The sequence below is a fragment of the uncultured Ellagibacter sp. genome (genome assembly GCF_934617235.1).
Classification (GTDB): domain Bacteria; phylum Actinomycetota; class Coriobacteriia; order Coriobacteriales; family Eggerthellaceae; genus Ellagibacter.
This window is the reverse complement of sequence record NZ_CAKTTZ010000010.1, coordinates 22224-43541: the sequence shown is the minus strand read 5'-3', so window position 1 is coordinate 43541 and position 21318 is coordinate 22224. Positions and strand designations below refer to the sequence as shown.

Here is a 21318-nt window from a genome sequence, read left to right as displayed (position 1 = left end):
CGCTTTTCGGGTAAGATGGCCGCATGGAATCATTCGAACTGACATTGACGCATTATTCAGGCGATGGGGAAAGCGTCGTCGTGCCCGATGGTGTGACGGTTATCGCTCATCGCGCGTTCGCCAACAATGATGTCATACGCGAAGTCGTGCTGCCCGAGGGCGTCGTCGAGGTGGCAAGCCAGGCGTTCGCGTCGTGTGTGCACTTGCAGCGCGTTTCGTTGCCCGAATCGCTTGAGGCGATAGGTGCTGCTGCGTTTCGCGGGTGTCGCGACCTGCGTGAGGCTCGTCTTCCTAAACGGCTTACGACCCTTCCCGAGCAAGTGTTCCTTCGCTGCTTTCACCTGGGGGAAGTCGTTTTGCCTGAGGGTCTTGAGGTGATGGAAAACGAGGCGTTTCGCAAATGCGGCGAGCTTCGGTCGATTGCTCTCCCGTCAAACGTGAATTGGATCGGCGAGCGCTGTTTCAAGGATTGCGCGGCGCTTGAGGAAGTTGCCCTTCCCGCGGGGGTGCGCTCTCTGGAATCTGAGGTTTTCGCAGGCTGCTCGCGTTTGAAAGTGGTTCGCTCGGCTGGTGCGCTCGACTACATCGCGCCTGACGCGTTTGCCAACTGCCCCGCGATCGAGGTCGTGCCATGCGCAGGGTAGTGGCATCGACGTGTCAGGGGTGCCTGTCCAACTGTCCTGTGAAGGTGACGGTTGAGGATGGTCGTGCGGTGAAAGTGCGCGGCAACAATGCGAGCACGGCGACAGGCGGGGGCGTGTGCCCGGCTCTCGCGATAACCCTCGAGCAGGAATATGACCCCGATCGCGTGGCGACGCCGCTGCGCCGTCGCAGCCCTCGAAAGGGCCGCAGGGTCGACCCCGAGTTCGAACCCGTGACTTGGGACGAAGCGCTCGATGAGATAGCTGATCGGATGATGGCCTTGCGTCGCGCGGGGCATCCGGAGCGCTTTGCCCTTGCGAAGGGGCGCTCGACGGGTATCAACGAGGTGCTGACGCGCGCCTTCCCCGAGATCTACGGTACGCCGAACAGCTTCAACCACGACTCCATCTGCGCCGATGCCGAGAAGCTGGCAACGGGCGTGATGGATGGGGTCTACGACTACCACGATTACGACTGGAAACATCTGGAATGCGCCATTTTGTGGGGCGCCGACCCTGTCGCGTCGAACCGTCAGAAGGCACATGCCAGGCGCGCTCTTCCCGAGGCGCTTCGTCGCGGTGTGCCGATGTTCGTCGTCGACCCGCGCCGCTCGATGACGGCCGAACTTGTTGAAAAGGGGGCGCAACGAGCGGGCTCTGGTGGCTCGGGGATTTGCGATCCCTTCGCAGATAATCACTCCGGCGCGGGATGCTGGGTTCCTGTTATCCCGGGGACCGATGGTGCCCTCGCATCCGCCATCGCCCGCGTGATTCTCGCCGAAGGGCTTTGGAACCGCGACTACGTTGGGGATTTCGAGGATGGAAGGAACCTCTTTGCCGAGGCGGCCCAGCTCAAAGGCAAAGTGGATGGGGCTTCTTTTCAGGAACGATTCACGCGCGGCGTCTGCTCGTGGTGGAATGAGGAACTTTTCGACAAGACGCCCGAATGGGCGGAGTCCGCAACCGGTGTCCCTGCATCGATTATCGTGCGGATGGCGCGCACGTTCGCGGGGGCTGGCCAGCGCGCGGTGTCGTGGATTTCCCCAGGTGTTGCCATGTCGGCTCGCGGCCTCTATTCCGGGATGGCGTGCTATGCGCTCAACGGTCTTGCCGGGTCGATCGGTGCGGAAGGCGGCGTGCTCTCGTTTCCCTCGCTTCCTGTCGAGAAGCTTCCCAGCACCGAGCCGTATCGCGACGACCAGGCTCGTCGCGCATGCTCGCTGCTTCGTGTCGATGTTCCCCAGCGGGAGGATTTCTTATGCGCGAAGGCGGGTCGTGCGCATCGTGCTCCGGTCGCGAACCTTATTCCGGAGGTCATCGAGGGCGGCGACATCGATACGCTTGTCGCCTACTGGTGCAATTTCCCGTTTTCGTGTACGGGCGTCTCGCGGTGGGAGCGCGCGCTCGAAAAGCTGCCGTTTCTCGTGCATGTGACGACTCATATCTCGGAGATGTCCCAATTTGCGGACATTGTGCTGCCTGCGCGCCATCATCTTTTCGAGACGTGGGGGTTTGCGCGTTGTCGGCAGAACGGGCGTTCCTCGATTGTTCTCGAGCAGCCTTGCGTCGACGCTTTCGGTGAGTCGCGTAATGACGAAGCGGGCGTCGCCTTCGCCTTGGCGCAGAAACTCAGCTATCGTGGGTTTCCCAACATTCTCGATTACTATCAGCACGAATGCGTCGATCCCTGTACGGGCGCTGCGCCGACGTCGGGGGATGAGCTCGCCGAATACGTGCTCAAGGCGATGACTCTGCCGTTCTGGCGATCTGGTGGTGGGAACGGTGCGGGTGCTTCGGAAGGCGCCTGGAGGGATTTCCTCGCGAAGGGCATCTGGGAAACTGACCCCGTCTGCGGCAGGCGCGAAGGCGAAGACCCTTCGCCTCTCCCTACGCCATCAGGGCGCTTCGAATTTGAAAGCGACGCTCTCCGCCGCGCGTTCGAAGAGCATGCTCGCCCCTTCGGACTTGCCTCCGAAGGGGCGGCGACGTCGCTTGGGTATGAGGCGCGTGGGCGCAAGAGCTTGGTGCCACATTGTGAAATGCCTGTTCGCAAAGGAAGCGAGCGCGAATTCCCCTTCGTGTTCTCCCAGCATCGCTCGATCGTCAATCTGGAGGGCCGCTCGGCGAATGCCCCGCTCTACCACAAGCTGAAGAAGCTCGATCCCGGGGATGAGGCGGGAGATGATGTGGCGAAGATTCACCCGAGCGACATGGAGCGGCTTGGCCTTCGCTCGGGCGATATGGTTCGCGTGTCGTCGCCTGAGGGCTCGATCATCGTGCGCGCGAAGGCGTGGTCGGGCACGCTCCCAGGCGTAATCGTGAAATGCTACGGGCAGGGTCATTGGGCGTATGGCCACGTGGCGACATGCGACTTCGAGCAAGGCGTTCCGCGCGGGGGCAACAACAACGAGGTTATTCCGGCGGAATGGGAACGCGCAAGCGGCGCGACGGCGCGTCACGGAGGACTCACCCGCGTGCGCATCGAGCGCGCATAGAGTTCGCGCTCTTCGCGTGTGGGCTTGCGTGCTACCTCGCCACGCCCCCCGTTTCTGCTGTTTGCCTTCCATCCAGGTGGCAATCGCGTCCCCGCCGTGCGTTCTGGCGTATGATGGGGCAAACGAACGATTTTCCCGCGCGCGATGGACGCGTTGCGGGCGGCAAGGCAAGGGAGAGTCCTCATGGACGAGAAAGTGATGCTCGGACACGGCAGCGGCGGATCGATGATGAAGCGCATCATCGACGAGGTGTTCTACGAGGCCTACGGAAACGATGAGCTTCTACAGGGCAATGATGCGGCGGTGCTGCCCGCCCTCGCGCCCGGCGAACGCCTGGCCTTCTCCACCGACAGCTTCGTCGTGACGCCTCAGTTCTTCCCCGGCGGCGACATCGGGCGGCTCGCGATTTGCGGCACGGTCAACGATGTGGCTACTTCGGGTGCCCGTCCACTCTATCTGAGCTGTGGTTTCATTCTTGAAGAGGGCTATCCTATGGCCGACTTGAAGCGCATCTGCTCCACGATGGCCGAAACGGCGCGCGAGGCGGGAGTGCGCTTGGTCACGGGCGACACGAAGGTGGTGAACCGCGGACATGGCGACGGTGTGTTCATCAACACCGCGGGCGTGGGCGCGGTGCCCGAAGGAGTGAGTCTGGGCGGCGAGCACTGCAAGCCGGGCGACAAGGTGCTCGTCAGTGGCACGCTGGGCGATCACGGCATCACCATCATGAGTTGCCGTGAGGGCTTAAGCTTCTCGGCCGACCTGCAAAGCGACGCCGCTCCGCTGAACCATATGATTGCCGAGATCCTCGCAGCGGCGCCGAACACGCGCTGCTTCCGCGACCCGACGCGCGGCGGTTTGGCGTCGACGCTCAACGAATTCGCCGACCAGGCGCAGGTTGACATTACTGTCGAGGAAGATGCCGTGCCTGTGAAGGATGCGGTGCTCGGGGCCTGCGAGATGCTTGGCTACGATGTGCTCCAGGTGGCGAACGAGGGCAAGATGGTGTGCGTTGTCCCTGCTGAGGAAGCAGAAGCTGCACTTGGCGCCATGCGGGCGAACAAGTATGGCGCAGACGCGGCCATCATCGGCGAGGTGAGCGAGATGCAGCCCGAGCGCGGGCCGAAGGTCTATCTGCGCACGGCCTTCGGGGGCAAGCGCATCCTCGACATGTTAGTGGGAGAGCAGCTTCCGCGCATTTGCTAGCAGGTTCTTGACAGCGGGCTCTTGCTGGTGAACCTCCCTCTTCGGGCTCTTGCTGGTGAGCCCCTCTGGCGAATTCCTCAAGCGAACCCGCTCTCCAGCGATTCTCGAGCGGAAAGGAGCGTTTTCTCCCGAAATGGGGAATAATCATCGGGCGCGCCGTCAGGCGTGTCCGATTTTTTCTGGGCATCTTAACGTCTTGGTGCCAATTCGCGCCGCACCCTGAAAAACGCTTGATTTCCCTTGCATTTAACGGCTGCAATGGTATCTTTTCGGGCAGTAGTTTCCCGACCGTGCGGTGGTCAGCCGTGAGAGGGCGTCGGGATTCGCTTTCATCTGAATGAGACGAGAAGGAGTTTGACATGGCTCACCCGGTTATTGATGCAGATGAGTGCATCGGCTGCGGCATTTGCGTTGACGCCTGCCCGCAGGAGGTTCTCGAGGTCGTCAACGGCGTTGCGGCTCCCGTGAACGAGGACAACTGCATCGCATGCGGCGATTGCGTCGAGGAGTGCCCGATGGGCGCTATCCCCGAGGTTGTCGAGGAATAAACCTCGCAGACAAAGCGAGAAAAAGGCCGGCTGTCCAATCGGGCAGCCGGCCTTTCTGTTTATGGGGCTTTCATTGAAGAAGGGCTGCGCGGCGGCCTTTCCGTGTGCAGCTCGCTTTTTCAAACGGCAGGGGAAGGGCGCAGAGGCGGTGGCTTCTCTGCGCACAGGGCGTCCCGCCTACCCGATGAGGCTCACGAACAGCTCGTGAATCCTCAGGTCATCGTCGAGTTCAGGGTGGAAGGCTACGCCGATCTGGTTTTTAGCCCTCACGGCGACGATGCGCTCGTCGACCGTGGCGAGCGGTGTTGCACCCTCGTGGACTTCGGCGATGTAGGGCGCGCGGATGAACGTCATGGGAACGTCGCCCTCGATGCCCGAAAACGGTGCTTCTGTGTGGAAGCTGCCTAGCTGACGCCCGTAGGCGTTTCGTCGCACCGTGACGGGCAGCGTGCCGAAAGCACCCGGCGCGACGTCTCCTCCGACCACTTCCGCCGTGGGGTCGCCCGCTGCGGGGATGCCCTCTTCGACGGTTTGCGCGAGCAGGATGAGCCCCGCGCAGGTGCCCATGACGGGCATGCCGTCCGCAATGCGGCGGTGCAGTTCGTCGATCATGCCGAGCTCGCGTAGGAGCTTCGCCTGCACCGTGCTCTCGCCGCCTGGCAACACGAGCGCGTCGAAGGGTTGGCGGACGTCGGGTCCTTGCCGCAGCTCAACGCATTCGCATCCCAGCTTCGAAAGCGTACGCTCGTGTTCGATAAACGCCCCCTGAACTGCCAGGACGGCAACTTTCTTTCCCATATGCAAACCTTTCAGGCGATATCGACGTTCGAGGGGCCGCTTACTTGCCGCGCTCGGCCATGAGCAGGGCAATCTCGTTCTCGTTGATGCCGACCATCGCTTCGCCAAGATCCTCGGACAACTCGGCGATGAGCTTGGCGTCGGTGTAGTTCGCCACGGCCTTCACGATGGCCTGCGCGCGCTTGGCGGGGTTGCCTGACTTGAAGATGCCCGATCCCACGAACACGCCCTCGGCGCCGAGCTGCATCATGAGCGCGGCGTCTGCGGGGGTCGCCACGCCGCCGGCGGCGAAGTTCACGACGGGCAGCTTGCCGTTCTCGTGCACGTACTTCACCAGGTCAACGGGCACCTGCAGCTGTTTGGCCGCCTCGAACAGCTCGTCTGCGCGCAGGTTCTGGATGCGGCGGATCTCGGCGTTCATCATGCGCATGTGGCGCACGGCCTGAACGACGTCGCCCGTGCCCGGCTCGCCTTTCGTGCGGATCATCGTGGCTCCCTCGGCGATGCGGCGCAGTGCCTCGCCCAAGTCGCGCGCGCCGCACACGAACGGCACGTTGAACTGGGATTTATCGATGTGATAGGTGTCGTCGGCGGGGGAGAGCACCTCGGACTCGTCGATGTAGTCGATATCGATGGCCTGCAGCACCTGCGCCTCGACGAAATGTCCGATGCGGCACTTCGCCATGACGGGGATGGAAACGGCCTCTTGAATACCCTTGATCATCTTCGGGTCGCTCATGCGGGACACGCCGCCCGCTGCGCGGATGTCGGCGGGGATGCGCTCGAGCGCCATGACGGCGCAGGCTCCGGCCTCCTCGGCGATGTGCGCCTGCTCGGGCGTGGTGACGTCCATGATGACGCCGCCCTTGAGCATCTGGGCGAGCTGGCGGTTCAATGCAACGCGCTCGGCTGCGGTTTGCGGTTCAGACATTTCCTACTCCTTCTATCGGTATTTGATAGTTTGGCATCATACTTCCGATTTGAACCTGTTAACATGGTCAAATTGCAAGTAATAAATAAGACCAGATTGAGGCGAGGGCGAGAAATGCTGTCTTACGACATGGGCGAGCGAGGGAATGCGAGCCGCTACGACTACCTTTATCGGTGCATCCGCCACGATATCGCCCACGGGAACATCTTGCCTGATGAAAAGCTTCCCTCCAAGCGAGCCCTCGCGCGCAACCTCGGCGTGAGCGTCATCACGGTCGAGGCTGCCTATGCCCAGCTCATCGCGGAAGGCTATGTTCGCGCCGAAGAGCGCCGGGGCTACTTCGCGTGCGAGCTTTCCCCTGCTGCGCGCGGCGGGCGGCAGGGCGGGGCGCGCAACAGGGGAAATGCGCGGACCGGCGGCGTTTCCGGAGGTGCCGCCGGACAGCGTGGTTTCGCTTCCGAGGGCGCGACGGGGAGGCATGCCGCGTCTCCGGACTCCGATGCAGCCCAGTCGCCCGCCGCTTCCTCTGCGCGAAGGCTTGCGTCCCTTCGCTTTCCGGCGCATACGCTCGGCGACTCCCCGTTCTCCGAATCCGCGGGCGACTCGATGGCCTTCGTGCCTTCGTCGGGGGCTGCGGCGACGGCGCTCTTCCCCTATCAAACGTGGGCGCGCGTGATGCGCCGAACGCTCACTGAAGAATCCTCGGCGACGCTTGCGGAGGCGGCGCTTGCCGCAGGGTCCCCGCGCTTGCGCCAGGCGATAGCCTCCTACCTGCGCGAATACCGTGGAATGGAGGTGCCTGCCGAGCGCATCGTCATCGCCGCGGGGTCGCAGACGCTCTACCAGCTGATCGTCCAGCTGCTGGGGCGTGAACGCACCTTCGCGACGGAATGCCCGGGGTATCCGCTGCTCGGGCGCATATATGGCGCCCAGAACGTGCATTGCGCGAGCATCCCTCTCTCCGCAGGCGGCATCGACATTGCGGCTCTGCGCGAAAGCGGCGCGAGCGTGGCGCACGTGATGCCCGCTCATCAGTTTCCGACAGGAATCGTCATGTCCGCAGCCTGCCGGCGAGACTTGCTCAACTGGTCGCGAACGGACGAGGCGCGGGCGTTTTCCGCCGCGGGGCCGCGGGGCCGTTTCATCGTTGAGGACGACTACGACGCGGAATTCCGCATGCTGGGGCGCCCGATCGCGCCGCTTTCGAGCGTCGATGTGGCGGGGCGCGTCATCTATCTGAACTCATTCACGAAAAGCCTCGGCGCGGCATTCCGCATCGCCTACATGGCCCTCCCCGAGGATCTCGCTGCGCAATTCGAGTTCAACCTGGGGTTTTATTCGAATACGGTAAGCCCGCTCGAGCAGCTTGCCCTTGCGCGGTTCATCGAGCAAGGGCACTACGAGCGGCATGTGAACCGCCTGCGCACCCATGCGAAGCAGCTGCAGGACGAGCTGGTGCGCCGTGTGAGCGAAAGCTCCCTTGCCAAGGAGGTCTCATTCGAAGGGCTCGACCGGGGGCTGTACTTCTCGATGCGCGTGCGGAAGAGCGCGCAGGTTCGCGCCGTAGGGGCTCTGCGGGCGGCAGGCGTGCAGCTGACGCCTTTGGGGAAGGGCCCGCTCGCCTGGTCTGACGCGCAGACGGGGGAGTCGGTCTTCGCCGTCAACTGCGAGAGCCTCGAGATCGGGAACCTCGTCTTGCCGTAGCGCCGCGGGATTCATGGCCCCTTTCTCGCCTCGGTGGCCCGCCTTGAGCCTTGCCGACTTAGATTTCATATGCCTCTTCTTCACAATTCCTACACGGAGGGTTTATATTTCCGCAGGTCAATCGTTTTAGCAATACTTTGGCAAAAAATCTCAGCGAAATGCAGAAGTAAACTTGACAGCATCGCACTTAGATTTTATAGTACGCAATATCGAACGGGTGGGTCGATGGGGCAGCCGCGAAAACTCGGAGCAGCTCTTCTGAAAGCCTCCCTTCGAAACCACGGTAACTATCTCTACAAAGGAGAGGAAACATAATGTCTAAGATTCTCGGTATTGACTTGGGCACCACGAACTCGGCAATGGCAGTCATGGAAGGCAGCGAGCCTGAGATCCTCGTGAACGCCGAAGGCGATCGCACCACCCCGTCGGTCGAGGGCTTCCGCAAGGACGGCGAACGCGTCGTCGGCAAGGCTGCGAAGAACCAGGCAGTCACCAACCCGGAGAACACGGTCTCTTCCGTCAAGCGTTTCATCGGCCGCTCCTTCAACGAGACGAAGGCTGAGCAGGCCAAGGTGAGCTACAAGGTCGAGGCGGGCAAGGACGGCCGTACGGTCATCGACATCGAGGGCAAGACCTACACTCCCGAGGAAATCTCGGCAATGGTGCTCCAGAAGCTGAAGACCGACGCGGAGAAGCAGGTCGGCAGCCCCATCACCCAGGCCGTCATCACCGTCCCCGCCTACTTCAACGACGCTCAGCGCCAGGCGACGAAGGACGCTGGCAAGATCGCCGGCCTCGAAGTGCTCCGCATCATCAACGAGCCGACGGCAGCCGCCTTGGCTTACGGCCTCGATAAGACCAACAAGGACGAGAAGATCCTCGTGTTCGACCTGGGCGGCGGCACCTTCGACGTGTCCATCCTGGAGCTCGGCGACGGCGTCTTCGAGGTTGCTGCAACCGCTGGCGACAACCAACTCGGCGGCGACGACTGGGATCACCGCGTCATCGATTGGCTGGCCGACAAGTTCGCGGCCGACAACGGCGGCATCGACCTGCGCCAGGACAAGATGGCGCTGCAGCGTCTGAAGGAAGCGGCGGAGAAGGCGAAGATGGAGCTCTCCTCCACCACGCAGGCAAACGTCAACCTGCCCTTCATCACGGCTGACGCCACCGGCCCGAAGCATCTGGACTACACGCTCACCCGCGCGGAGTTCGAGCGCATCACCAAGGATCTGCTCGATCGCTGCCGCAAGCCTGTTGAGCAGGCGCTGCGCGACGCGAGCATGTCCCAGGGCGAGATCGACGAGGTCATCCTCGTCGGCGGCTCCACCCGTATGCCGGCCGTCCAGGAACTCGTGAAGAGCATGACGGGCAAGCAGCCGAACATGTCGGTGAACCCGGACGAGGTCGTCGCCATGGGCGCTGCCGTCCAGGGCGGCGTGCTCGCCGGCGACGTCGAGGGCATCCTGCTTCTCGATGTTACCCCGCTGTCCTTGGGCGTTGAGACCATGGGCGGCATCATGACCAAGATGATCGACCGCAACACCACCATCCCGACCCGCAAGACCGAGGTCTACTCCACCGCCGCCGACAACCAGACGTCCGTGGAAATCCACGTCCTGCAGGGCGAGCGCCAGATGGCGAACGACAACAAGACGCTTGGCCGCTTCCAGCTCTCCGGCATCCCGGCTGCTCGTCGCGGCGTTCCGCAGATCGAAGTCACCTTCGACATCGACGCGAACGGCATCGTGAACGTTTCCGCTAAGGATCTGGGCACGGGCAAGCAGCAGCAGATCACCATCTCCGGCTCCACCGCGCTTTCCGACGACGAAGTCGACCGCATGGTGAAGGACGCCGAGACGCACGCCGCCGAGGACGCTCAGCGCAAGGAAGAGATCGAGACGCGCAACAACGCCGACTCCCTCGTGAACGCGACGCAGCAGACCCTCGACGAGCTGGGCGACAAGGCTCCGGCCGATGCGAAGGCAGCTGCCGAGTCCGCTATTGCCGAGGCGAAGAGCGCGCTTGAGGGCACCGACATCGAGGCCATCAAGGCCGCGGTCGAGAAGCTCCAGCAGGCAGGCTACAAGCTTGCCGAGGTCGTGTACTCGCAGAACGGCGGCGATCCCGCGGCTGCGGCTGCCGCAGCGGCCGGTGCCCAAGGCGGCGCGGCTCCTGCCGACGATGACACGATCGAAGCTGACTACGAAGTCGTCGACGACGACAAGAAAGAAGGCAAGTAATCGCTATGGCGAAATCTGGAAAGGACGACGCCGTGAGTATTCCCATCGATGATGCCAACACGGGCGCAGAGGCTCCCTCCTCCCCAACCTGCGCCAACGATAGCGCCACCGCGGCCGATGCGAAGTCGGCTGCGGAGGGCGCTGCCGCCGAAGCGGTAGAGGCGGAAGTGCTCGAAGGCGAGCCCGAAGAGGCGGAAAAGCCCGCCGAGGACGCCGAGGGCGAGAAACCTGCCGATGACGCGAAGGCCGAAGCCGAGAAGGCTGCCGCTGAGCTTGCCGCCGCGAAGGCCGAGGCTGCCGAGTGGAAAGACAAGTTCATGCGCCTTCACGCCGAGTGGGACACCTACCGCAGGCGCACGAACGAGCAGCGCGAAGCTGAGAAGGTCCGCGCCGCGGAGAAGCTGGTCACGAGCTTGCTTCCTGTGATCGATGACTTTGAGCGCACGATCGACTACGCCGAGAAGAACGGCGAGGGCGAGCTGCTCGGAGGCGTCCGCGCGGTGCACTCCAAGTTCGTCGGCGTGCTCGAGAGGGACGGTGTGGAAGTGATCGACCCGGCCGGCGAGGCGTTCGATGCGCTGGAGGCCCAGGCGGTCGCGACCGTTCCCGACACGGAGGCGTTCGACGAGACGGTCCATGAGGTGTACCAAAAAGGGTACCGCCTTGGAGCGAAGGTCATCAGGCCCGCTATGGTTACGGTAACCACCGGCGGTCCGAAGCGACCCAAGCCCGAACAGGACGAAACCGAAGAGTAATGCATGGGGGCGGGCGCGTGAGTCCGTCCTCGTTTTTCAAGTGAGAAAGGCAGGTGGTCGTGTATGCCGGCAACTCCGGATTACTACAAAACGCTGGGCGTTCCGCGCACGGCGTCCACCGATGAGATAAAGAAGGCGTTTCGCAAGCTCGCGCGCAAGTACCACCCCGACGCGGGCGGCGACGAGGCCAAGTTCAAGGAACTCAACGAAGCCTACGAGGTGCTCTCTGACGACAAGAAGCGCAAGCTCTACGACCAGTACGGCACGGCGAACGAGAATCAGATCCCGCGCGGCTGGGGCGGCGGCCAGGGCGTGAATGTCGAGGACATCTTCGGCGGCATGGGCGGTGCCGGCAGCTGGGCCGATATCCTGGAGAGCATCCGTCGCGGCGAAGGCGCCTTCGGCACGGAATGGGACTTCGGCAATTTCGGCGGCGGCGGTGGACGTCGCGGTCCGCGCCCCCAGAAGGGCAAGGACATGAATGTCACCTTGAACGTGACGTTCGACGAGGCGTTTCGCGGCACCGAGAAGCGCGTGACCGTCCGCATCCCCGGCAAGGATGCCCCCGAAACCTTCACGGTGAAGGTTCCCGCGGGCGCCGTTGACGGCGGCAGGCTTCGTTTCCGCGGCAAGGGCGGCTTGGGCACAGGCGGCGGCGAGGCGGGCGATTTGCTCATCACCACCAAGATCGAGCCCCATCCGTATTTCTCGCGCGACGGCGCCGACGTGCTTGTCGACGTGCCGGTCACCGTGGCGGAGGCGGCACTCGGAGGCAGCGTCGTCATTCCCGCGCCGGATGGCACGAAGGTGCGCGTGAAGGTTCCCGCCGGAACGCAGAGCGACACAAAGCTCACGGTTCGCGGCAAGGGTGCGCCTCGAGTGAAGGGACAGGGTTCGGGCGACCTGAAGATCAAGGTAATCGTTAAGGTTCCCGAGCATTTGAACGAAGGACAACGTAGGGCCCTGGAAGAATTCCAGGCAGCAACGAGCGAGGACGTGAGGAAATGGTAATGGACGACCGCAACAGACCCCTGTACATGATCAGCGTGGCAGCGGAGCTTGCGGGAGTGCATCCCCAGACGCTGCGCGCGTACGAGCAGAAAGGCCTCGTCACGCCGCAGCGAACGAGCGGCAACACCCGCATGTACTCGCAGGCCGACATCGAACGGCTCGGGCTCATCAACGAGCTCACCAACGAGGGCATCAACCTCGCGGGTGTGACGCGCATCCTCGATCTGCAAGGTCGTCTGGACGCTCGCGACGAGGAAATCGACGACCTGCACAAACGCGTGCGCCGCTTGGCCGATCGCGTGCACGAACTCGAGACGCGCGAGAGCGTGAACTCGCTCGTGCAAAACGACGTCGGCGGCGTCACCCCGGGCGCCATCGTTTTACGGCGCCTCTCTTAAATGGCAAACCATCTCCTTATGAAGGAGGCTTAGATTATGAGGTTAGACAAACTAGCGATCACCGCCCAGGAGGCGTTCCAGAACTCCATGGGCGTGGCGAGCGATGCCGAGTCGGCGGTTATCCAGCCGATTCACCTGCTGAAGGCATTGCTCGACGCCGACGAGAACAACCTCGCGGCAATCATCAAGCGCATCGGCGCCGACCCGGTGCAGCTTGAGCGTAACGTGAACGAAGAGGTCGAGCGCGGCCCGAAATCGCAGGGCGGCATGCCCATGCCGATGCCGGGCAACGACCTCATGAAGACGATCGACAACGCGGTGAAGGCGGCTGAGAAGCTTGGCGACAGCTACGCCACGAGCGAGCATCTGCTCATCGCGCTTTCGGAGGACAAGGGCGCGGCTGGGCGCATCTTGAACGGCGTGGGTATCACGCGCAAGAATATCGAAGCGGCCTACGAGGAGCTCCGCGGTGACACGCGCGTGACCGACCAGCAGGAAAAGGCCCAGTTCGAGGCCTTGGAGCAGTACGGTCAGAACCTTACCCAGCAGGCGCGCGAGGGCAAGCTCGACCCGGTGATCGGCCGTTCCGAGGAAATCCGCCGCACCGTCCAGGTGCTTTCCCGCCGCACCAAGAACAACCCGGTGCTCATCGGCGAGCCGGGCACGGGCAAGACGGCCATCGTCGAGGGGCTCGCTCAGCGCATTGTCGCGGGCGACGTTCCTTCCAGCCTGAAGGATCGCGACATCGTGTCGCTCGACTTGGGCGCGATGATGGCGGGTGCTAAGTACCGCGGCGAGTTCGAGGACCGTTTGAAGGCGGTGCTGCGCGAGGTGAAGCAGTCCGAGGGCAAGGTCATCCTGTTCATCGACGAGCTGCACACCATCGTGGGCGCCGGTTCCTCGGGCGACAGCACGCTCGATGCGGGCAACATGCTCAAGCCTGCGCTCGCGCGCGGCGAGCTTCATGCCATCGGTGCCACCACGCTTGACGAGTACCGCAAGTATGTAGAGAAGGACAAGGCGCTTGCCCGTCGTTTCCAGCCGGTCACGATCGGCGAGCCGACGGTGGAGGACACCATCGCCATTCTGCGCGGCCTAAAGGAGAAGTACGAGATTCACCACGGCGTGCGCATCACCGACGGTGCCATCGTCGCCGCCGCGGAGCTTTCCGACCGCTACATCTCCGACCGCTTCCTTCCCGATAAGGCGATTGACCTGATGGACGAGGCGGCGAGCCGTTTGCGCATTGAGATCGACTCGATGCCCGAAGAGGTCGACATGGCCGAGCGCAAGCTCACCCAGATGCAGATCGAGGAGCAGGCGCTCATGAAGGAGAGCGACGAGGCGTCGAAGGAGCGCTTGGAGGCGCTGCGCCGCGACATCGCGAACGCGCAAGAGGATCTCGACCGCCGCAAGGCCGAATGGCGCAACGAGAAAGACGTCATCGAGAACGTGCAGACGCTCAAGGCCGACCTGGAAAGCGCCCAGGCCGAAGAGGAGCGCGTCACGCGCGAGGGCGACCTTTCGCGTGCTTCTGAGCTGCGCTATTCCACCATCCCCGAGCTGCAGCAGCGCTTGAAGACGGCGGAGGAGACGCTTGTCGGCAAGCAGCAGGACGGCGCGATCTTGAAGGAGGAGGTGTCCGAAGACGAGATCGCCGAGGTGGTGTCCGCGTGGACGGGCATCCCGGTCCAGAAGATGATGCAGGGCGAGATGGAGAAGCTCGCCGACTTGGAAGACAAGCTGCATGAGCGCGTCATCGGCCAGGACGAGGCCGTGCATGCGGTGGCGGGCGCTATTCGCCGCAACCGCGCGGGGCTTTCCGATCCGAACCGCCCGGTGGGCAGCTTCATGTTCTTAGGCCCCACGGGCGTGGGCAAGACCGAGCTCGCCAAGGCACTCGCCGAGTACCTGTTCGACTCCGAGAAGGCCATGGTGCGCATCGACATGTCCGAGTACATGGAGAAGTTCAGCGTCCAACGCCTGATCGGTGCCCCTCCGGGATACGTGGGCTACGACGAGGGCGGCCAGCTCACCGAGGCCGTGCGCCGCAAGCCCTACTCGGTCGTGCTGCTCGATGAAATTGAGAAGGCGCACCCGGATGTGTTCAACGTGCTTCTGCAGGTGCTTGACGATGGTCGTCTGACGGACGGCCAGGGGCGTGTGGTCAGCTTCAAGAACGCCATCATCATCATGACGAGCAACATCGCTAGCCAGGAGATTCGCGACTTCGCGAAGGAGAACGAGTCGATGGGCGAGATGATGGAAGGCATGATGAAGGCCGATGTGGCCACCGCGTCGAAGAAGCTCGCTGAGTTCACGAACAGGATTCAGGATTCGCTGCGCGCTACGTTCAAGCCCGAGTTTCTGAACCGCATCGACGACATCATCACGTTCAAGCCGCTGTCGATCGAGTCGATGGAGCCCATCGTGAAGCTCCAGCTCGAAGACGTGCGCCGTCGTTTGGCCGACCGCCACGTGTCGCTTGACGTGACGCCCGCGGCGCTTGAGCATCTCTCGATCGACGGATTCGACCCGGTATATGGCGCTCGTCCGCTGAAGCGCCTGATCCAGCGCGAAGTGGTCGACCGCATCGCCGACGCGGCCGTCCGCGGTAAGCTGTTCGATCGCAGCCATGTGCTGATCGACATCGACGATACCGCGGGGGACTACACCTGCCGTGTCGAGGCGCCGCTCAATCTGGACGCCGTGCCGGTGGAGTAAAGGCTTGAGGGTCGATAGTTAGTTTAAGGCTGCCAGGTTCTATGACCTGGCAGCCTTTTTATATTTAGGGCAACGGGTCCGCGCGATTTCTCGGCGCACTTTTCGCTACTCGAGGATTCCGAAATGGAATGTGTTACTACAACTCGCTCAAGACGCCGCAGGTCTTACAATGCAACTTGTCTGCGAAGACCGTCCTTGTGCAGGGCTGGCCTAAACAACTCGCTGCTCAATCGTATGAATATATTCACTGTTATCCGACGAAATATATTCATGGATATGCCAGAACTCAAGCATATCTCCGACCGGAGAAAGGCCGAGTTCTTTGATATGACTAAGCAATCTGTCATAAATCGACGGAGTTGCCTGAACAGGGCCCGAGAAAGTGACGGAGGCATATTTGCCTGCAGGAAAAAAGGTTGTACTGCGTAGCGCGGGGGCAGCGTTGAAGAGCATGACGCTCTTTGCGTCAAAATGACCGTCATCATTAATCTTGCTCGCGTCCATCTGGAAACAAGGAATGCTGTGAAATGCGTCAATAGGTATTTGCAACTCATGTGCTTTCTCTGCGACAATCCTGGGAATATCTTCGGCGTTTCCAGGCATGGATGAGATGGTCAAACAAGGACGCTTCGGATACTCCTTGATGACAACACGCTCAAGCGGCGCATCATGCATTGCATTAACCAAACCGAGAAGGCATGATTCGACTTTCTTCCTCCTTCTTTCCAGCTCGTCTATCTTGCGTTCAATGTCATTTAGCTCGAAACTGATTAATTCCAAACTCTTTGAAAGACAGTGGTCCTCAAGGAACTCCTTGATCTTCGCGAGGCTGAAACCCATTTCCAAAAGAGAGAACGTAATGTTGAGTCTCCCGAAATCCGGCTCACGATAACGGCGATATCCATTGCGGGGGTCTCTCTCGGGAGCAACAATTCCAAGCTCCTCGTAATAGCGCAGCGTATCGATTGAAACGTTATAGAGTTGTGCAACCTGTTTGATTGTGAGCGATTTCTCAGTTTTCACAGGCATCTCCTTTAGACGAGCTGCTCCCTATGTTGACTATGCATTAAACCCATGAGCAGCTCATGGGTTTAAGATAGTATCCACAACTATATAAGTATAAAGTCCATTAGATAAGCTGCGGTTTTACAAAAAAGTTTTATGAATAAATAACTCTTGACCCCTGAATCTCTCACGGCCTTACGCTTTCTGCATCGGTAAACACCAATGCGAAAGGAAATCTTGGTGAAAGTTAAGACAAGAACGGGCATCAAGAAATCTATCGGCGTCTCGAATGGCGTCGAGGCATTTCTCGGCATCCCCTATGCCAAACCGCCCGTGGGTAAGGGACGATGGAAAGCGCCGCAGCGCCTTGACGACAGCGATGCCGTGCAGGTCTGCGATTCCCTCGGTTGTTCTGCAATGCAGGAACGTGACGAAATCGAACTTGCGTCCATGCACGAGCAAAGCGAGGACTGCCTTACGCTTAACATTTGGCGTAAAGGCAACGCGGGTGAGAATCTTCCCGTTATGGTCTATATCCATGGCGGGGCCTACTTCAGTGGCGGTAGTGCAGATCCTCTTTACAATGGCGCAAACTTTGCGAGCGCGCACGACGTGGTGATCGTCACTATCAATTATCGTATTAACGTTTTTGGGTCGCTTTGCCTTTGGGCACTTCCTGGGGGCGAGGAGTACACCGACGCGGGTTATCTCAACACCCTCGACCAGATTTGTGCCTTGGAGTGGATCAAGGAAAACATCAGCGCCTTCGGCGGCAATCCAAACTGCATTACGCTTTTTGGCGAATCTGCGGGCTCCTCGAGCGCCGCACTGCTGTCCGTTTGTCCTAAGGCAAAGGGCCTGTTCCAACGTGTTATCTGCGAATCCGGCCCTATTGATCTTTACAAGACAAGGGAGAAGGGCGAGTACTTTGCCCGCGAGATTGCAAAAGCATCTGGTTGCGCGACTGCCCAGGAGCTTCTTGCCCTGAGTTCTGACGAAATCATCACAGGGATGCGCAAGTACTGTGATGCTCATCCTTTCGAAGTCTCACTTACCTTTGCGCCCGTTTGCGACGGCACATTGCTTCCTAAAAAGCCAATGAGAGCTTGGGCTGAGGGAGCAGCCCGTGATATCGATGTCATGATCGGCTGCACGGAAGACGAGTTTCAGTACTTTACCTTCTACTTCAAGCCGGAGGAGATGCCAAGTTTCTGGGGTGGCCAGCTGCCGATTCACTTTGACGATCAAATCAACGTCAAACGCTGGGAGAAGGTCTACGAGGATGCGTTCCCCGACAAGCCCTTGAAAGACAACTACATCGACTTCATGAACCAGACGGGCTTTTTCGTCCTGAGCGATTTCATGGCAGAGCAGCAGTCCGTTTATCGCCCCGTTTTCAACTACCTCTTCCGTTACAAATCCCGCATCGAGGGCATGGGTGCCTGCCATGCAATCGAGGTTCCCTTCGTGCTCAAGAACCTTGACACCAAAGACGGCCTCGAGTTCACCGGTCCCAACCCGCCCGAGCATCTCGCGGATGAGATGAGCAATGCCTGGTACGGCTTCGCAAAAGACGGAGTGCCCACAACTCCCAATAACGTGAAATGGCCCAGCTATGACGCGAGCCACCATGTCCACATGGTCGTTGACGAAAAGGGATGGATCGTCGAATCCAATCGCAACGAGCGTGCAAACGAGTTGTTCAGGCCAATGGCTGATGTGTTGCTAAACGACTAGAAAGCTGCAAAAGCGCTGCTTTCGCAAGAAAACAAGGAGGAAAGAAATGTCTGAGGAAAAAGAGAAGCTGCCAGGCTACCGATGGGTTGTCCTTCTCGCAGTGTGCCTGATCTGCTTCATGGCCAACTTCATGCAGTACCAGATATCCGCATGGGGCGTCGAAGTCATGGACGTCAACGGCATCGATGTTGCCGGTCTCACTAGCATGATGCTTTTGCCGATGCTTGCAGGAGTTGTCTTGTCTATCCCCGCGGGCGGACTCGCAGATCGCTACGGTGTCAAAAACGTCGTTATCGCCGGTCTGATTGTTGCTGTTATCGGTGGCTACGTCCGCACCTTTATGATTGGCAACTATCCCGTCCAGATGGTCGCCATGTTCATGCTCGGCTTTGGTATCTCATGCCTCAATGCCAACATGACCAAGATCTTTGGTGCGTGGTTCAAGCATCAGACCAGCCTCGCCGTCGGTTTCTACTACGCCGCATCCTGCCTTGCCATTGTGTTGGCACAGGCGTTCTCCACATTGCTTGGAACCATGTATATGTCTTTCCTGGTCGCAGCGATTGCATTGACCGTCGTCGCCCTGTTCTGGATTTTCTTCATGCGCAACACGCCTGAAGGCGAGGCAGCTCCCGAGGAGGAACCTGTTACCAAATACCTGGCTGTTGCAATGAAGAACAAGAACGTCTGGTTGATTGCCCTCGCTTATGGTCTCACTTTGGCCACCACCACTCAATTCTGCGCAATCCTTCCTACCGCTCTCGAACTTGGTCTCGGCGTCGAGACCGCCACAGCAGGCTCCATGGCCTCAGTCATCACCGTTGGCAGTTTCCTCGCTTGCTTTGCTGCTCCTGCGTTCGTCATCTGGCGTGGAAAGAACAAGGGTTTCCTTCTGATCTCCACCTTTTTGGGCGCTGCAGTCATGGCCATCAACTGGTTTGTTCCCCTGGGTCCCGGAATGTGGGCAGTGCTCGTCCTCAACGGCTTCCTGAGCGCCCTGTCCGGCCCGGTCCTTGAGGCCATGATCCCCGCGCTCCCTGGCATTGGCACCAAGTACGCAGGCAGTGCTGGCGGCCTCAACACCACCATCGGCGTCGGCATCGCCTACTTCCTGCCCATCGGCATCGCCGCTGTCTGCGGGGAGAACTGGGTAATGCAGTTCATCGTGTGCGCGGTCCTCTTCCTCGCAAGCGCGATTTGCATCGTCCTTCTTCCCGAAACCGGTCCCAAAGGCAAGCTCGCACAAGAGGGCAAGCTCGGCCTTGGCAGCGAAAGCACCCAGGCCTAGCTGCTGACTGCTCAATGAGGGCTAGGGGCGGCGAGTGTCTGGGGCGCCCCTGGCCCGCTCGCGCAAACTGTTTTCGAGGGAATTTCCCTCTCTGGCGATAGGAGCCGACGATTGGATGCCCGTTCTACCAGCCGCTACAAATGGGTGGTGCTCGCACTAAGCTGCTGCCTGTGCTTTTTGGGCAACTTCACTCAATACCAAGTTTCCGCGTACGCTACGCAGGTAATGCCTATACTCGGCATCGACGCCGTCGGTTTCTCTATGTTGTTCCTCGCGCCCATGCTCGCTGCCGTCTTCTTTAGCATTCCCTTTGGTGTTCTGGGAGATCGTTTTGGACCCAAGGTCGTCGTTGCGAGCGCATTCTGCGTCTCGACTGCAGGTGCCTTCCTCAGGGTCGTCACAACAGAATCCTACTCTTGGCAGCTCGTAGCTATGTTTTTGATGGGCGTTGGTATGTCTGCCCTGGTTGCCAACAACGCGAAGACCTTGGGTCTTTGGTTTGGGGAGAAGACGGGGTTTGCGGTCGGCGTATTTTATGCCGTCTCATGCTTGGGCATCGCAGCCGCCCAAGCTTCAAGCGCCCTTATCCCCTCTGCGCATGACGGCTATATCGTCTCTGCTGTCGCGCTGCTTGCATGCACGGTATCGTGGTCGGTCTTTGATAAGAACGTCGCATGCAGCGCGGATATTCCTGCCGATATTGAAGATGCATCTTCTTTCAAGGTTGCCGCTGGATCAAAGAACGTCTGGCTGCTGGCCATGGCGATTTCCTTCTCCCTTGCGGCTACAACCGCCTTTGCCGGCATGCTGCCCCAAGCGCTCGAACTTGAAAAGGGCCTGAGCATGGAGGCTTCTGGAAGTATGGCCGCCATGCTGACCGTGGCCAGCATATTCGGCTGCCTGCTTGCGCCGTTTCTTTGCTCCAAGTTCAAGAGCCAGAAAGCCTATCTAATCGGTATCTGCGCTGCAGGGGCGGCCATTATGTACGCCTCCTGGGTTCCCACCTCCTCTGCAGCTCTGTGGCCTTTGCTTATGCTTAATGGCTTGGTAACTGCAATGATGGGACCCGTCATGCAGGCGATGCCTGTCTCCCTCCCGGAGATTGGCAGCCGCCATGCCGGCAGCGCCGGAGGTATCATCGCAGAGCTCAGCCTTCTTGCCTGCTACGCGCTTCCCATAGCAATCGCTTATCTCTCAGCGGGTAACTACACCACAGAGATGACTTTAATCTCTGTTTGCTACGCGCTTGCCGCAGTTCCCGTCTTCTTTTTGGCAAGGACTCGAGGTTAACTTATGGGAGAACAAGCGGTTGGAAACCAAGAGCCTATCACCTTGGCAAAGCCAGTCCTGTACGACCTCAGGCGGAAATAGTTGCTGCGGGAGGCCAGGTAACGCTCAGCCTCGCAAGCTCCAACAAAACATTACGTCGCACAGCTTTCCCATATGCCCGCAGATGGCTGGCAGGCTCTTGCCTTAGCATTCTCAAAAGACCAGCTGCCGGATGCTGGGCGCGCAGTTAAGAATTGAAATGTCGTGTTCAGGCGCACCTTTTCCATTGAATGGCCGTCCATCTCTATGATTTTATTTGAGATAGAGATAATCGGTTTCGATAAAGGCGCTTGTCCATCTGGTGATGACAGGTGTTCGGGTACCCTGCTACGAGCCGAGGACGAAGGAGGCTTAGCGAGGCACGTCGGATACTTCGCAGAAGCCGTCTCCATTATACGGGCGGCTGGCGCGAGCATGCCCTGATACGCCACGCAAACCAGCCTCGCAACAAGGGTCGGGAGGCGGTTGCCAGAGGCAGTTCAAAAGAAAAAACCTTATAGGTTGA

16 protein-coding genes are annotated in these 21318 nt (G+C 60.4%); 13 read left to right on the top strand and 3 right to left on the bottom strand.

Going from position 1 to position 21318, the window contains the following annotated elements; genetic code table 11:
• Positions 1 to 23 precede the first annotated feature (23 nt).
• From Q0G85_RS03395 to Q0G85_RS03380, 4 genes are all read left to right on the top strand, one after another.
• Positions 24 to 644 (top strand): leucine-rich repeat domain-containing protein, encoded by a 621-nt coding sequence (locus Q0G85_RS03395; RefSeq protein WP_297154720.1) that lies wholly within the window; start codon positions 24 to 26, stop codon positions 642 to 644.
• Positions 644 to 3136 carry a molybdopterin-dependent oxidoreductase gene (locus Q0G85_RS03390; RefSeq protein ID WP_297154718.1) on the top strand — a complete coding sequence of 831 codons (2493 nt, stop codon included), beginning with the start codon at positions 644 to 646 and terminating at the stop codon, positions 3134 to 3136. Before Q0G85_RS03395 ends, Q0G85_RS03390 begins: the two co-directional genes overlap by 1 nt.
• Before the next feature lie 183 nt (positions 3137 to 3319).
• A complete protein-coding gene (gene hypE, locus Q0G85_RS03385; protein ID WP_297154716.1) occupies positions 3320 to 4342 on the top strand; it encodes a hydrogenase expression/formation protein HypE in 1023 nt (340 codons plus the stop codon).
• 359 nt (positions 4343 to 4701) lie between these two features.
• Positions 4702 to 4890: a 4Fe-4S binding protein gene (locus Q0G85_RS03380; RefSeq protein ID WP_158049141.1), complete on the top strand. Its 189-nt coding sequence runs from the start codon at positions 4702 to 4704 to the stop codon at positions 4888 to 4890.
• A gap of 177 nt (positions 4891 to 5067) precedes the next feature.
• On the opposite strand, the gene pdxT is transcribed toward Q0G85_RS03380, so the two are convergent.
• Both pdxT and pdxS read right to left on the bottom strand, forming a co-directional pair.
• Positions 5068 to 5688, bottom strand: a complete 621-nt coding sequence (pdxT, locus tag Q0G85_RS03375) for a pyridoxal 5'-phosphate synthase glutaminase subunit PdxT (protein ID WP_297154714.1) — start codon at positions 5686 to 5688, stop codon at positions 5068 to 5070.
• 40 nt (positions 5689 to 5728) lie between these two features.
• Complete coding sequence (gene pdxS, locus Q0G85_RS03370; protein WP_297154712.1) at positions 5729 to 6619, bottom strand: pyridoxal 5'-phosphate synthase lyase subunit PdxS; 891 nt, start codon at positions 6617 to 6619, stop codon at positions 5729 to 5731.
• A 114-nt stretch (positions 6620 to 6733) separates the two neighbouring features.
• On the opposite strand from pdxS, the gene Q0G85_RS03365 reads away from it, so the two are divergent.
• The 6 genes from Q0G85_RS03365 to clpB all read left to right on the top strand — a co-directional run bounded on the left by Q0G85_RS03365 (position 6734) and on the right by clpB (position 15454).
• A complete protein-coding gene (locus Q0G85_RS03365) occupies positions 6734 to 8323 on the top strand; it encodes a PLP-dependent aminotransferase family protein (protein WP_297154709.1) in 1590 nt (529 codons plus the stop codon).
• 314 nt (positions 8324 to 8637) lie between these two features.
• Positions 8638 to 10566 carry a molecular chaperone DnaK gene (gene dnaK, locus Q0G85_RS03360; protein ID WP_297154707.1) on the top strand — a complete coding sequence of 643 codons (1929 nt, stop codon included), beginning with the start codon at positions 8638 to 8640 and terminating at the stop codon, positions 10564 to 10566.
• A gap of 5 nt (positions 10567 to 10571) precedes the next feature.
• Positions 10572 to 11321: a nucleotide exchange factor GrpE gene (locus Q0G85_RS03355; protein WP_297154705.1), complete on the top strand. Its 750-nt coding sequence runs from the start codon at positions 10572 to 10574 to the stop codon at positions 11319 to 11321.
• A gap of 63 nt (positions 11322 to 11384) precedes the next feature.
• Positions 11385 to 12332 carry a DnaJ C-terminal domain-containing protein gene (locus Q0G85_RS03350; protein ID WP_297154704.1) on the top strand — a complete coding sequence of 316 codons (948 nt, stop codon included), beginning with the start codon at positions 11385 to 11387 and terminating at the stop codon, positions 12330 to 12332.
• A complete protein-coding gene (locus tag Q0G85_RS03345) occupies positions 12332 to 12730 on the top strand; it encodes a heat shock protein transcriptional repressor HspR (RefSeq protein WP_158049148.1) in 399 nt (132 codons plus the stop codon). The genes Q0G85_RS03350 and Q0G85_RS03345 overlap by 1 nt, the downstream gene beginning before the upstream one ends.
• Positions 12731 to 12766: 36 nt before the next feature.
• Entirely contained in the window at positions 12767 to 15454 is a 2688-nt protein-coding gene (gene clpB, locus Q0G85_RS03340) for an ATP-dependent chaperone ClpB (RefSeq protein ID WP_297154701.1), read from the top strand.
• A 210-nt stretch (positions 15455 to 15664) separates the two neighbouring features.
• Here the strand turns inward: clpB and Q0G85_RS03335 are convergent, their stop codons facing one another.
• Entirely contained in the window at positions 15665 to 16477 is an 813-nt protein-coding gene (locus Q0G85_RS03335) for a MerR family transcriptional regulator (RefSeq protein ID WP_297154698.1), read from the bottom strand.
• A 222-nt stretch (positions 16478 to 16699) separates the two neighbouring features.
• On the opposite strand from Q0G85_RS03335, the gene Q0G85_RS03330 reads away from it, so the two are divergent.
• The 3 genes from Q0G85_RS03330 to Q0G85_RS03320 all read left to right on the top strand — a co-directional run bounded on the left by Q0G85_RS03330 (position 16700) and on the right by Q0G85_RS03320 (position 20774).
• Positions 16700 to 18196, top strand: a complete 1497-nt coding sequence (locus Q0G85_RS03330) for a carboxylesterase/lipase family protein (RefSeq protein WP_297154696.1) — start codon at positions 16700 to 16702, stop codon at positions 18194 to 18196.
• 46 nt (positions 18197 to 18242) lie between these two features.
• On the top strand, positions 18243 to 19484 hold the full coding sequence (locus Q0G85_RS03325; protein ID WP_297154693.1) for a nitrate/nitrite transporter: 1242 nt from the start codon (positions 18243 to 18245) through the stop codon (positions 19482 to 19484).
• A 111-nt stretch (positions 19485 to 19595) separates the two neighbouring features.
• The gene (locus Q0G85_RS03320) at positions 19596 to 20774 is read left to right on the top strand and encodes a nitrate/nitrite transporter (RefSeq protein ID WP_297154691.1); all 1179 of its coding nucleotides are present in this window, start codon (positions 19596 to 19598) and stop codon (positions 20772 to 20774) included.
• The last annotated feature ends 544 nt before the right edge of the window (positions 20775 to 21318 follow it).

Excerpts from the sequence above, each read along its gene's own strand:
- pdxT (WP_297154714.1), bottom strand. The coding sequence starts at position 5,688 with ATGGGAAAGAAAGTTGCCGTCCTGGCAGTTCAGGGGGCGTTTATCGAA.
- dnaK (WP_297154707.1), top strand. The coding sequence starts at position 8,638 with ATGTCTAAGATTCTCGGTATTGACTTGGGCACCACGAACTCGGCAATG.
- Q0G85_RS03325 (WP_297154693.1), top strand. The coding sequence starts at position 18,243 with ATGTCTGAGGAAAAAGAGAAGCTGCCAGGCTACCGATGGGTTGTCCTT.
- Q0G85_RS03395 (WP_297154720.1), top strand. The coding sequence starts at position 24 with ATGGAATCATTCGAACTGACATTGACGCATTATTCAGGCGATGGGGAA.
- Q0G85_RS03355 (WP_297154705.1), top strand. The coding sequence starts at position 10,572 with ATGGCGAAATCTGGAAAGGACGACGCCGTGAGTATTCCCATCGATGAT.
- Q0G85_RS03365 (WP_297154709.1), top strand. The coding sequence starts at position 6,734 with ATGCTGTCTTACGACATGGGCGAGCGAGGGAATGCGAGCCGCTACGAC.
- hypE (WP_297154716.1), top strand. The coding sequence starts at position 3,320 with ATGGACGAGAAAGTGATGCTCGGACACGGCAGCGGCGGATCGATGATG.
- clpB (WP_297154701.1), top strand. The coding sequence starts at position 12,767 with ATGAGGTTAGACAAACTAGCGATCACCGCCCAGGAGGCGTTCCAGAAC.
- pdxS (WP_297154712.1), bottom strand. The coding sequence starts at position 6,619 with ATGTCTGAACCGCAAACCGCAGCCGAGCGCGTTGCATTGAACCGCCAG.
- Q0G85_RS03380 (WP_158049141.1), top strand. The coding sequence starts at position 4,702 with ATGGCTCACCCGGTTATTGATGCAGATGAGTGCATCGGCTGCGGCATT.
- Q0G85_RS03350 (WP_297154704.1), top strand. The coding sequence starts at position 11,385 with ATGCCGGCAACTCCGGATTACTACAAAACGCTGGGCGTTCCGCGCACG.
- Q0G85_RS03345 (WP_158049148.1), top strand. The coding sequence starts at position 12,332 with ATGGACGACCGCAACAGACCCCTGTACATGATCAGCGTGGCAGCGGAG.